Genomic DNA, 11,375 nt, shown 5'->3' on the forward strand with positions numbered 1-11,375 from the left:
TATTATCCTTAACGCTACCTTGAAAAATTATCAAAATAATATCTGTCTCAACTCTTGATTCTCAAGACAGTCGCTACAGCCATTCAGAAGTTATAAAACAGGTTCTAGTGCTCTGTATCAGAAGTAACATTCCGTATTTTGCAGGGGCGCACCCGCGTGTGCGCCTGCGGGCAGACACATGGGTCTGCCCCTACAAGATAATCGTGACGAGGGTTTCAACCCTCCCATAAACGACGGGTTTCTGTCGGCTGCCATTACTGTTATATCACCTAATTTCCGGTACACTACACTAGCCGCGGCGCTCAGGACGGGCAGCACGGTCAGGAACTGGGCGACCTCAGGGTTGACAGAAACTGCCGCGGCATGGTCATTTCCAGCGGATTCAGTTGCGACTTGCGCCGCTATCACGGTGAGGCTAATATTCCCCTTTGATCCACGGCAGAGCGGTCCGTAATCCAGCGAACAGCGGCTTCCTTTCAAAGCCGTTCGTGTTGAGCGATGACGACCGTTTAGGCAACCATCCTAATTGAAGGCACTTCCGGTCGATGAGCGAAAATGTTCTGATAGTCATGACTATCGCCGTACTGGAGGGCCTGCTCTCGGCGGACAACGCGCTGGTGCTGGCCGTACCGGTACGCGGTCTTCCGAAGGAGCAGCACCGCAAGGCGGCTGGCCATAACAAGCGAAGGCAAGCCACCTCGAAAAATGCCACGGAATGCTTTGTTCAACACGCTACCATAACCCAAGAGGCGACGTGTCTTTAGTGGCCATAAACTTCGGCGCCCTGCCCGTCTGGGTCAATTCTCTGGTGATCCTGGGGACCATCACGCTGCTGGCCGTGGGGGCCTACTACGTGGTCGAGTCCGCCACCCGCATTGCGCAGCGCCTGCACGTCAGCGAACTGGTAATCGGCCTGACGGTGGTGGCTTTCGGCACGTCGGCCCCCGAGTTCGCCGTGACGCTGAACTCCGCTTTCCGCGGGTACGGGGACATCTCGGTGGGCAACATAGTGGGATCCAACATCTTCAACCTGGGCTTCATCCTGGGCGGGTGCGCCCTGGTGCGCACCATCAACACCAGCGCGCACCTGCTGCGGCGCGACGGCACCATCCTCATTGTTTCCTCCGTGCTGCTGCTGGGCCTGATTGTATCGGACCTGACGCTGAGCCACCTGGACGGGGCCCTGCTCTTCCTGCTCTTTGCCGCCTATCTCTTCTATCTCTTCCGCTCCCGCAAGGCCCTGCCGAGCACGGACGCGGAAGAAAGGGCCCGCGTGCCAGAGCCGGGGCGCAGGGCAAGGCCCCTTCTGCAGGAATGGCTGCTGCTGATTGTTGGGCTGGCCTGCATCGTTTACGGCAGCCACCTGCTGGTGGGCTCATCCACTGCGTTGGCCAAGACTTTCGGGGTCAGTGAATGGGTGATAGGCGTTACGGTGGTGGCCGTGGCCACCTCGGTGCCGGAGTTGGTGGTGAGCCTGGTGGCCATCCTGAAGCACCGCCACGGCATCAGCGTCGGCAACATCATCGGCAGCAGCATCTTCAACGTGCTGGGCGTGCTGGGCCTGGCCGGCATCCTGCGGCCGGTGGGGGTGGACCCGATGGCGCGTTTCTCGCTGGCCGCCCTGGCGGTGATGGTGCTTGTCCTGCTGGTCTTTATCCGCACGGGGTGGCGGATCTCCCGCCTGGAGGGCGTGGCGCTGCTGGTAATGGCCACCGTGATGTGGGTGACCATCCTGATGCTGCAGGGGGCATAGGGGAAGCAAAAGCTTATTCCGGGGGTTCTCAAAAAGCAGCAAGTGGTTTACCGCCACCGGGCGTAGCACATCTTCGGCCGGTAACACCGCCATACCTTTTGCCTTTTGCGCTTCTTCTTGTGGCGCGAACAGGTGGACATCCTTGCGGGAGGAGAAAGCGCTTATGGTCACTCCGGCCCGCGCCAGGCGGCCGCTGACCACGGCTGGCAGGCCCACAAGCTCCAGGTCTGTTGTCACGGACAGGGTGATCCGGGCTAATTAAAAGCACTTCCGGTCGATTAGCGAAAATGTTCTGACAGCCCTGACTATCGCCGTGCTGGAGGGCCTGCTCTCGGCGGGCAGTTGCACGCGCACATCCCGCCGGTTGTGTTCTGGGGCGTGACGTTCGTTTTCTTTGCGATCGGGTTCCAGCGCAGGACGAAGCCCGGTGAGAGAGATGGGAAGAGTGACGATCCCTCGGATTCACTTTAGACGGAGACCTCCCGGTGGAACAACTGCTGGACACGCTCGACCAATACCCGCTGCTGCTGCCGCTGGCGATCATGCTCAGCCGCGTGGTGGATGTCTCGATCGGCACGGTGCGGATGATCATGGTTTTCCGCGGCCGTCGCTACACAGCCGCCGTCCTGGGCTTTTTCGAGGTGACAATCTGGCTGCTGGCGATCACCGGGATAATCGCCCATCTCACCAACGTGATCGGCTACCTGGCCTACGGACTGGGCTTCGCACTGGGCAACGTGGTCGGCTTGATTATCGAGCAAAAAATGGCCGTGGGCCAGCAGGTGGTGCGCTTTATCAGCAGCGAGGAAGGGGAGAATATCAGCCGGGTGCTGCGTTCGCAGGGATTCGGCGTTACCGAGTTTTCCGGTTCGGGCCGCGAGGGACCGGTCCTGCTGGGCTTCGTGATCGCGCCGCGCAAAAAAGTGGCGGAGCTGATGGAGATTATCTCCGGGGTGGACCCAAAGTCGGTGGTGACAATCGAGGACGTGCGGCACAGCAATATCGTGGAGTACAACCAGCGGCCGGCCGGCGGGTTGTGGGGCTGGATGAGAATCCTGAAGAAGAAGTGAGGCTCTCTCTCGCCGAATAAAACCGATCAACTTAGTCACAGGTCAAAATCGGCTGTTTTTATGCCGTGAAGAGAAAGGACTGTTTGTCGATGACCACGAAAAACATGTCTAACCGCCGCGAGTTCCTGCGCAAAGCTTCGATGGGATCGCTGGGCCTGCTGCTGCTGTCGCGCAATGCCGGCGCTATCGCCGCCAATGACAAAGTCGTCGTTGCTCACATCGGGCTTGGCTCGATGGGGAACTCGCACCTGAGGTGGTTCGCCGGCCTGCCCGACGTCCGGATCGCCGCGCTTTGCGACCTGGACGAACAGAGACTTGGCAGGGCGATGGATTCGTTAAAGGAAATCCATCCGGATACCCGCGCCAAAGCTTACACCGATTTCCGTCGCATCCTGGAACGAGAGGATATCGACGCGATAACCTGCGCCACACCCGACCACTGGCACGCCCCGATTGCGAATCTGGCCTTTCAGGCGGGCAAGGATGTTTACGGAGAGAAACCTCTCTCATATACGCCGGTCGAAGGGCGGGCCATGCTGGGGAACTTGAACCGGTATGAGCGTGTTTTCCAGCTGGGCACCCAGATTCACGCCGGTGAAAACTACCACCGCGTGGTCGAACTGGTCCGCTCAGGCAGGCTGGGGAAAATCCACACCGCGCGTATCTGGAAGACAGGCGGCCCGCCCGCTCTCGGGTTCCCGGCCAACCGGACTCCGCCGGAAAGCCTGAACTGGGATATGTGGCTCGGCCCGGCGCCGTACGCTGAATATACCCCGGCCCGCTGTCACGGGACATTCCGCTATTTTTTCGACTACTCCGGCGGGGTATTCGGGGATTTCTGGTGCCATATCGCGGATATCGTCTTCTGGGCGCTCGAGCCTGGCCGCCTGCTCAGTATCGACGCCAGGGGCGAGGTGCCCCACAACAGTATTGCCGACACGCCTCTCTGGATCGACATCGACTATGAATTCGAGGACCTGAAGATCCACTGGACCACGACTCCGCCCCAGGTCCCCGGCGCCGCGGACCGTCAAATCGGCGCCTGTTTCGAGGGGACCAAAGGTTCATTGCTCTGCGATTACTCGAGCTGCGAAGTTACCCTCGACGGCGAGAAGCTCGCCGACATCCCGGACGTACCGAAGACTCTGCCGAGATCGCCGGGACATCAGCGTAATTTTATCGATTCCGTCAAATCGCGCACCCAGCCCGAGAGCAATCTCGAATATGTGCGCAGAATGACGCTCCCGATGCACCTGGGGCTGATCTCATTCCGGCTGGGCAGAAAACTTGTCTGGGACGATACGGCCGAACGGTTTGTCGGTGACAACGCGGCTAATTATTTACTGTCCAGGCCCTATCGCGCGCCCTGGATTTTTTCCTGACAAAACCGAGTTCTAAATTCAGGTTTTTTATTATTGGAGATTTTATGCGCAAGTCACTGATTTTTGCCCTGCTGACTCTGGCTGCAACAGCCGTAGCCTCGTCGGCAGCCGATGAAAGAGGTTTTGTCTCAATTTTCAACGGCCATGACCTGGCCGGCTGGAACACCGGGGCCTGCCCGGACGGTTTCCGGGTCGAGGACGGCTGCCTGGTCACGGGCGGAGGCGACGGCGGTCCGGGCCTGCTGTGCACCGCTGCCGCCTATGGCAATTTTGTCTTCCGTTTCGAGTATCTGCTCTCCGGGGTCGGCAACAGCGGCGTGATGATCCGCGCTGACGCCGACGAGCAGCTCGCCTGGGCGAAAGGCTACGAAATCCAGCTGCTCGCCCCGTGGACCCCCCACCGTGACGACCTGCATTGCACGGGGTCGATCTACGGCCACGTGGCGGTGACCAACCGGCCGGACGAGACCACGGGGGTCTGGCACGAGATGGAAATCGTCTGCGACCGCCAGCTGATCATTATCGCGGTGGACGGGAAAGTGACCACCTGGGCGGAGATGAATTATGTGAAGAGTTTGAGGAGTAAGAGCCTGCGCGGCCCCCTGGGCCTTCAGACCAACCATTCCGGGCCGGACCAGTGGGTCAAATTCCGCAATCTGCGCCTCCGCGAGCTGGACCGCGAGCCGGATTACGTTGTTAAAGGCTTCTCCTCCACGGACCCACGGGTTCGCAAGCTGACCCACGAGGCCGCGCTGAAACTGGACACCCTGCTGGCCGGGCAATTGTGCGCACTGCTGGCGGAGGAAGATTCTGTCAGCTCGGTCGGCGCCAAAAAGGCCCTGTTCGATATCGTGGCCGCCGCCTCCGCGCCGGCTGCGCCCGCGCCGGTGCGCAGCTCGGTGATAAAAACCTTGCAGGCGCAGGCCGCTGAAACAGAATCGGAAATCGTGCGCCATCACCTGGAGTGGCTGCTGGGGATGCTGGAAAACTGAGCTGTACTATGCTTATGCTGTCTAGTGTTGTGTCCTGCAAATAATGTAGGAAAAAAAGCGGATTATAAATCCCCCTCGATCCCCCTTTTCGAAAGGGGGAGGCCGCTTCCCCCCTTTGGCAAAGGGGGGCCAGGGGGGATTTCAGCTTGAGCTGATCGAACCATTACCAGCCCGTCGAATTATTACATATACTTCCGGGACACTACACTAGCTGGAATTATAAAAGCCCTGCTTGAGTGAGCGGGGTTTTTTGAGTGCGAGATTACTTTAATATATCTGCAATATCTAAAAAGGAGTTAAATCATCCCCAACACCCACTCCGCCACCTCACTCGGCTTTATCCCCCCCATGCAGAAAAACTCCGGGCATTTTTCCCCCAGGCACTCCAGCCGCGCCGGGCAATCCACTTCCGGCAGGAACGTGCGGATTTCCCCGGTGCCCAGCGGCCCCCAGCGCCTGGGGTGATGGGCCGGCACAGGGCTGTATATCCCGGCCAGCGCGGGCACGCCCAGCGCCGCGGCCAGGTGCAGCGGCCCGGTGCTGGGGGCCGCAACCGCCGATGCCCTGCTCAGCAGCCCGATAAAATCCTCCAGCCCCAGACCGACAACCACTTTCACCCGCCCGGTGTGAATCCCCTCCTCGGCCGCGCTTTCGGCCAGGTCCTCCTCGGGTTCCGTTCCGGTAACCACCACGTTCAGCCCCGCCTCCCGCGCCAGCAGCCCGGTGAGCTCCCGCCAGCGTTCGATCGGCCAGTTGAGCGCGCTGCCGCCCATCCCCGGGTGGATCACCACAAGCTTGTTTGCCGGATCGGCAAATATATTTGCCGTCAGTTCGGCCGCCCGCTCCAGTGCAGCCTCGTCAGCCACCACAACCGGCGGCGGGATTTTTTGCTGTATATCGATTCCCAACTTGGTTAACAGATCGATATTGTAGGCGGCTTCGTGTTTCTCCCCCCGGCTGCGTTTCTGCCTCACCGGCCGGTTGAAAAACAGCGGCGCGTAGAGTTTGACCAGCGGGCCGATCCGCAGCGGGATTCCCGCCGAGCGGACCAGCAGCGCGTTCTTGCGGCTGTGGACAAACACCACCGCGGCGTCATAGCCACGGGCGCGAATCTCGGCGGCAATTTCGCGGAAACCCGCGCGGTCGTGGGCGCCGGAGTCGGTGAGAATGCTGTCGATACACGGGTTGCCGCGCACAACCGGCTCGGCGTAGGCGCTGCACAGCAGGTCGATCCGGGCGGCGGGGAGGGCCTCGCGCAGCACGCGGAACGACGGGGTTGTCAGCACCAGGTCGCCCAGGCGGTCATTTCTGACCAGCAGCACGCGCCCGATATTTTTCCCAGAACCTGGCATAGGATACGCTCATCGTGAACGAGCCGAACGCGGCGGCGATCAGCCCGGGGACCCCGTCGAGGAACCCCAGCTTGAACAGGTAGCGGCGGATGAATTTAACCGCTGGCGAGCAGACCATCCGCCGCACCGCCCGCAACGGGGTTGGACGTTCGCCGGAGTCCAGCAGGCGGCGGGCCTCGAGCTCGGTATAGTCCATAAACTTCCGCAGGTACTCTTCGATCGACTCATATGTATCATGGAGAAGGTCTCCTTCCAGCCGGCCCACTTTCCCCTCGATCCTCACCGACTCGTGGACGGGCCTCGTGTCGAACCGTCCCCGGCTCTTGCGGAACAGGCGCAGCTGGAGGTCCGGGTACTGGCCGCCGTGGCGCAGGGGCCGGCCGAAATAATGGTTCAGCCGCGGCACCCGGTAGCCGTCGCACGGGGGCACATCCGGCAGAGAGGCAATCGAGCGGGCAAGCTCGTCGCTCACAAGCTCATCGGCGTCCAGGCTCAACACCCACTCGTTGCCGGCCCGCTCGATACCGTAATTCTTCTGCGCGCCGTAGCCCTGCCACGGGTGATCGAGCACACGGGCACCGCAGGCGGCGGCGATCCCGGCCGTGCTGTCACTGCTGCCGCTGTCGACCACGACAATCTCGTCGGCCAGGCGGGAGACCGAGTTCAAACTGCGCTCCAGAGTGCGCGCGGCGTCGAGGGTTATCATCACCACCGAAATCTTTTTCAACGGCCGGTTCTCACAGTCAAATTCCGAAGCTGCATTTGGCTGATTCATCAGTTTAATAGTTTGACAATTTACTCTTGAGGTGTTAAGATTTCAAAACAGTTTTCCCTGCCCAAGCAAGCTGAAACACCCGGAATAACTGCTTACGGAGGTTCGGGAGCCACCCGGAATTCCCGTCCCGCCGACCGAGGACTTCATCAAGTGGCCGAGCAACTTTTCTTCTATTTCTTCGCCGCACTCAGCGCCATCTCGGCATTTCTGGCAGTCACCCGCAAAAACCCCGTCGTCAGCGTGGTCTGGCTGATAAGCTGCATGTTCAGTCTGGCGGTGATCTACGTGTTGCTAAACGCGTTCTTCCTGGCCGCGGTCCAGGTAATAGTTTACGCCGGCGCTATCTTGATGCTGTTCGTGTTCGTAATCATGATGCTGAACCTCAAGACCGGCATGATCGGCCAGATGCGTAATCTCGGACTTAAATTCATCGGACTGATAGTCACCCTGATAATATTGAGACAGTTCTATTCGGCAATCAAGGGTACTGGCGCCCTGCTCGACCTTCCCCCTGAGGTGGCGGCTGATTTCGGCCAGGCATCCGCAGTGGGAGAGCTGATGTTCAGCCAGTATCTGTATCCGCTGGAGCTGATGGCGGTGCTGCTGCTGGTGGCGATAGTCGGCGCGCTGGTGCTGGCCGGAAAGGAACAACCGTGATCGCCCTGCAAAGCGTACTCACACTCAGCGCGGTCCTGTTCGTGATCGGCATTGGCGGGTTTATCACCCGGCGCAACGTGCTGATCATGTTCATGAGCGTGGAGCTGATGCTCAACGCGGCCAACCTGGCCCTGGTGGCGTTCGCACGCCACAACGCCAGCATGGACCCGCAGATCGTGGCGATGTTCGTGATGGCGCTTGCCGCGGCCGAGGTGGCGGTGGGCCTGGCGATCATAGTCGCGGTCTTCCGCCGCAGGGAGACGGTTAATATCGACGACTTCAGAAACCTCAAGTGGTAGGCTGGAGAGAGTAGATGGAACCGGTGGCCGTACAATATGATCTGCTGCGCTGGATCGTTCTCAGCCCCCTGCTGGGCGCGATCCTGGTCGCACTGCTGGGGCGCACGCTGCCGAGGAAGGTTATCGGCACGCTGGCCAGCGCCGCGGTGGGTGTCAGCTTCCTGATCGGCCTGGCCGCGTTTTTCAAGCTGAAGGAGCTCTCCGGCCACGGCCACGGGGAGGAAACGGTCTTCCTGGCCGACCATCTCTACCGCTGGTTCGCCGTGGGTGGACTGAACGTGGAGGCGGCGTTCGTGTTCGACCGGCTGAGCGCGGTGATGGTGCTGGTGGTGGCCGGGGTCAGCGCGCTGATCCACATCTATTCGATGGGCTACATGGCCCGCGACGAGTGCTACTGGCGCTATTTCACCTACCTTAACCTGTTTGTGTTCTTCATGCTGCTGCTGGTGACCGCCGACAACGCGGTGGCGATGTTTGTCGGCTGGGAAGGCGTGGGGCTGTGCAGCTACCTGCTGATCGGCTTCTGGTTCGAGGACCCCGAGAAAGCCTACGCCGGCAAGAAGGCGTTCGTGGTCAACCGAATCGGCGATTTCGGCTTCCTGCTGGGGATTATCCTGATTTTCTGGAGCCTGGGTACGGTCAATTTCAACGAGATCGCCCAGCAGGCGCCGCTGTTGCTGACCGGCGGCGGGACACTGGCCACCGCAATCTGCCTGCTGCTGTTCCTGGGCGCCACCGGCAAGAGCGCGCAGATTCCGCTCTATGTCTGGCTGCCCGACGCGATGGCCGGCCCGACCCCGGTGTCCGCCCTGATCCATGCCGCCACGATGGTGACCGCAGGCGTATATATGATCGTCCGGCTCAATGTGCTCTACCTGCTGGCGCCGGCCGCGATGTGCGTGGTGGCGGTGGTGGGCGCGGCCACGGCGATCTACGCGGCCAGTATCGGGCTGATGCAGAACGATATCAAGAAGGTGCTGGCCTACAGCACTGTCAGCCAGCTCGGCTACATGTTCCTGGCCGTGGGCGTGGGAGCTTTCTCGGCGGGGATTTTCCACCTGGTGACCCATGCGTTTTTCAAGGCCCTGCTGTTCCTGGGTTCGGGCAGCGTGATCCACGCGATGAGCAACAAGCAGGATATCCGCGAGATGGGCGGGCTGAAAAAGCAGATGCCGGTCACCTACTGGACGTTCCTGTTCGCCACCCTGGCCATTGCGGGTATCCCGCCGTTTTCGGGCTTCTTCAGCAAGGACGAGATCCTCTGGAAAGCGTTCAGCAGCCCGCAGGGCCACTGGACATTGTGGCTGATCGGGTTCGTGGCCGCCGGGCTGACCGCGTTCTACATGTTCCGGCTGGTGTTTCTCACCTTCCACGGCGAGTGCCGCGCCGACGAGGAAACGAAACACCATATCCACGAGTCGCCGTCGCTGATGACCGTCCCGCTGATCGTTCTCGGCGTGCTGAGCGTGATCGGCGGGTTTGCCGGCATCCCCGAGGCCCTCTGGGGCGGCAACCATTTCCATCACTGGCTCGCCCCGCTGCTGGGCAACGAGAACGGCGCGGTGGAAATACCCGCCGGGGCGCATCACTGGCCGCTCGCGGTGGAATACCTGATGATCGTCCTGTCTGTGGCCGTGGCGGTAACAGGTATCGGCGCGGCTTACTTGTTCTACATACGCAAGCCCGAGAAACCCGGGCAGCTGGCCGAGCAGTGGCCGCTGCTCCACCAGCTTATCTACAACAAATACTATGTCGATGAGATTTACAACGTGTTCATAGTCCAGCCGATCAAGCTGATCAGCACCTACCTGCTGTGGAAAATATTCGATGCAGGAGTAATTGACGGGCTGGTCAACCTGACCGGGACCACTGTCCGCGGGCTGGGACGAGTTGCCGCGCGGCTGCAGAACGGCTATGCGCAGGCATACGCGGTCACGTTTCTTATCGGCGCGGTCCTGTTGATCGGTTCGATGATCTGGTAGCAGTGACACACCCCGCCCGCTGACGCGGGCACCCCTCTTGGTAGAGGGGATTAAAGCCGCAAGAACTTTGTATTCCAGGATGTGCCAGGGGTTTGTCGTAGGGGCGAGGCATGCCTCGCCCGGAGAGTGGCGGCTCAGTAGGAAGGAAATGAAACAGCAGATTCTGCGAAAAAATTATGGATAGCTTCAAACATGGTCCCTATGGTACTCAATTATCAACAATTAAAAAGTCTTTCAAGGGAAAAGCTCATTGAGGAATACGATCAAAAAGCGTCTAGTACTGTTATAGGGCTTAATTTCTTACGCGAGGAGATAGCGCGTCGAGATTTTGAGGAACAGAATAGACTTATTATCGCCATGACTCAAGAAATACGAAATTTGACAATATTTGTTGCCGTGTTGACCTTGATTAACGTCATTTTAGTGGCCTTTACAATTTGGCGCGGATAAATCCAAATAGAGGATTTAACTCTTGGGATTTACTGAAATAAGCCAGTCAGACATATTGAGCTGGGTCCTGTTCCTGCCGCTGGCGTTCACTGTCGTGCTGGTGCTGGTGCCCGGATCGCAGAAAGCCCTGCTGCGCTGGTCGGCACTGGTTGCGAGCCTGGTGGTGTTCGTGGTCAGTCTCGATCTGTGGTGCTGCTTCCAGCCTGAAAGCGCCGGGATGCAGTTCGTGGTGCACATACCCTGGATCGAGCGGTGGGGCGTGAGCTACTACCTGGGTATCGACGGGATCAGCCTGCTGCTGATCCTGCTGACCACGTTCCTCACTCCCGTGGTCGTGCTCTCCAGCTGGAACGACGTGCAGAAAAATGTCAAAACGTTCCTGATCCTGATCCTGGTGCTGGAAACCGGGATGCTGGGCGCGTTCATGGCCCTGGACCTGGTGCTGTTCTATTTCTTCTGGGAAGTGATGCTGATTCCCATGTACCTGCTGATCGGCGTGTGGGGACACGAGCGGAGGATCTACGCCGCGATCAAGTTCGTGCTCTACACGATGGTGGGCAGCCTGCTGATGCTGGTGGGGTTTATCTACCTGTTCTGGATCGGCGAGCAGAGTCTGGGTTATTTCACCACCGACCTGTTGGTACTCTACCGCGTGGCGGTTCC

The 11,375-nt window shown here is 59.8% G+C and carries 11 protein-coding genes and 1 pseudogene (1 of these 12 running past the window's edge); 10 read left to right on the top strand and 2 right to left on the bottom strand.

The window, feature by feature from the left end; genetic code table 11:
- The first annotated feature begins 545 nt into the window (after window positions 1-545).
- The 5 genes from FVQ81_15660 to FVQ81_15680 all read left to right on the top strand — a co-directional run bounded on the left by FVQ81_15660 (window position 546) and on the right by FVQ81_15680 (window position 5,197).
- A complete protein-coding gene (locus FVQ81_15660; GenBank protein MBW7997972.1) occupies window positions 546-764 on the top strand; it encodes a hypothetical protein in 219 nt (72 codons plus the stop codon).
- 20 nt (window positions 765-784) lie between these two features.
- Window positions 785-1,753: a calcium/sodium antiporter gene (locus FVQ81_15665; protein MBW7997973.1), complete on the top strand. Its 969-nt coding sequence runs from the start codon at window positions 785-787 to the stop codon at window positions 1,751-1,753.
- Window positions 1,754-2,238: 485 nt separating this feature from the next.
- Window positions 2,239-2,823, top strand: a complete 585-nt coding sequence (locus FVQ81_15670; protein ID MBW7997974.1) for a DUF2179 domain-containing protein — start codon at window positions 2,239-2,241, stop codon at window positions 2,821-2,823.
- Window positions 2,824-2,912: 89 nt separating this feature from the next.
- Window positions 2,913-4,205, top strand: coding sequence for a Gfo/Idh/MocA family oxidoreductase (locus FVQ81_15675; GenBank protein ID MBW7997975.1), 1,293 nt, complete (start codon window positions 2,913-2,915; stop codon window positions 4,203-4,205).
- A 44-nt stretch (window positions 4,206-4,249) separates the two neighbouring features.
- Window positions 4,250-5,197, top strand: coding sequence for a DUF1080 domain-containing protein (locus FVQ81_15680; GenBank protein MBW7997976.1), 948 nt, complete (start codon window positions 4,250-4,252; stop codon window positions 5,195-5,197).
- A gap of 296 nt (window positions 5,198-5,493) precedes the next feature.
- Here the strand turns inward: FVQ81_15680 and FVQ81_15685 are convergent, their stop codons facing one another.
- Window positions 5,494-6,549: a glycosyltransferase family 9 protein gene (locus tag FVQ81_15685; GenBank protein ID MBW7997977.1), complete on the bottom strand. Its 1,056-nt coding sequence runs from the start codon at window positions 6,547-6,549 to the stop codon at window positions 5,494-5,496.
- A complete protein-coding gene (locus tag FVQ81_15690) occupies window positions 6,500-7,324 on the bottom strand; it encodes a glycosyltransferase family 2 protein (protein ID MBW7997978.1) in 825 nt (274 codons plus the stop codon). Before FVQ81_15690 ends, FVQ81_15685 begins: the two co-directional genes overlap by 50 nt.
- 39 nt (window positions 7,325-7,363) lie before the next feature.
- Between FVQ81_15690 and FVQ81_15695 the strand changes: the two genes are divergently transcribed.
- The 5 genes and pseudogenes from FVQ81_15695 to FVQ81_15715 all read left to right on the top strand — a co-directional run.
- Window positions 7,364-7,981, top strand: coding sequence for an NADH-quinone oxidoreductase subunit J (locus tag FVQ81_15695; protein MBW7997979.1), 618 nt, complete (start codon window positions 7,364-7,366; stop codon window positions 7,979-7,981).
- Entirely contained in the window at window positions 7,978-8,280 is a 303-nt protein-coding gene (nuoK, locus tag FVQ81_15700; protein MBW7997980.1) for an NADH-quinone oxidoreductase subunit NuoK, read from the top strand. The genes FVQ81_15695 and nuoK overlap by 4 nt, the downstream gene beginning before the upstream one ends.
- A 14-nt stretch (window positions 8,281-8,294) precedes the next feature.
- On the top strand, window positions 8,295-10,262 hold the full coding sequence (gene nuoL, locus FVQ81_15705) for an NADH-quinone oxidoreductase subunit L (GenBank protein MBW7997981.1): 1,968 nt from the start codon (window positions 8,295-8,297) through the stop codon (window positions 10,260-10,262).
- Window positions 10,263-10,454: 192 nt separating this feature from the next.
- On the top strand, window positions 10,455-10,712 hold the full coding sequence (locus FVQ81_15710) for a hypothetical protein (protein MBW7997982.1): 258 nt from the start codon (window positions 10,455-10,457) through the stop codon (window positions 10,710-10,712).
- A 37-nt stretch (window positions 10,713-10,749) separates the two neighbouring features.
- A pseudogene (locus tag FVQ81_15715) lies at window positions 10,750-11,375 on the top strand (NADH-quinone oxidoreductase subunit M); it runs 935 nt beyond the window's last position.

The organism is Candidatus Glassbacteria bacterium (genome assembly GCA_019456185.1).
GTDB lineage: Bacteria > Gemmatimonadota > Glassbacteria > GWA2-58-10 > GWA2-58-10 > JAJRTS01.

Excerpts from the sequence above, each read along its gene's own strand:
- FVQ81_15660 (MBW7997972.1), top strand. The coding sequence starts at position 546 with ATGAGCGAAAATGTTCTGATAGTCATGACTATCGCCGTACTGGAGGGC.
- FVQ81_15675 (MBW7997975.1), top strand. The coding sequence starts at position 2,913 with ATGACCACGAAAAACATGTCTAACCGCCGCGAGTTCCTGCGCAAAGCT.
- FVQ81_15680 (MBW7997976.1), top strand. The coding sequence starts at position 4,250 with ATGCGCAAGTCACTGATTTTTGCCCTGCTGACTCTGGCTGCAACAGCC.
- FVQ81_15685 (MBW7997977.1), bottom strand. The coding sequence starts at position 6,549 with ATGCCAGGTTCTGGGAAAAATATCGGGCGCGTGCTGCTGGTCAGAAAT.
- FVQ81_15690 (MBW7997978.1), bottom strand. The coding sequence starts at position 7,324 with ATGAATCAGCCAAATGCAGCTTCGGAATTTGACTGTGAGAACCGGCCG.
- nuoL (MBW7997981.1), top strand. The coding sequence starts at position 8,295 with ATGGAACCGGTGGCCGTACAATATGATCTGCTGCGCTGGATCGTTCTC.
- FVQ81_15710 (MBW7997982.1), top strand. The coding sequence starts at position 10,455 with ATGGTCCCTATGGTACTCAATTATCAACAATTAAAAAGTCTTTCAAGG.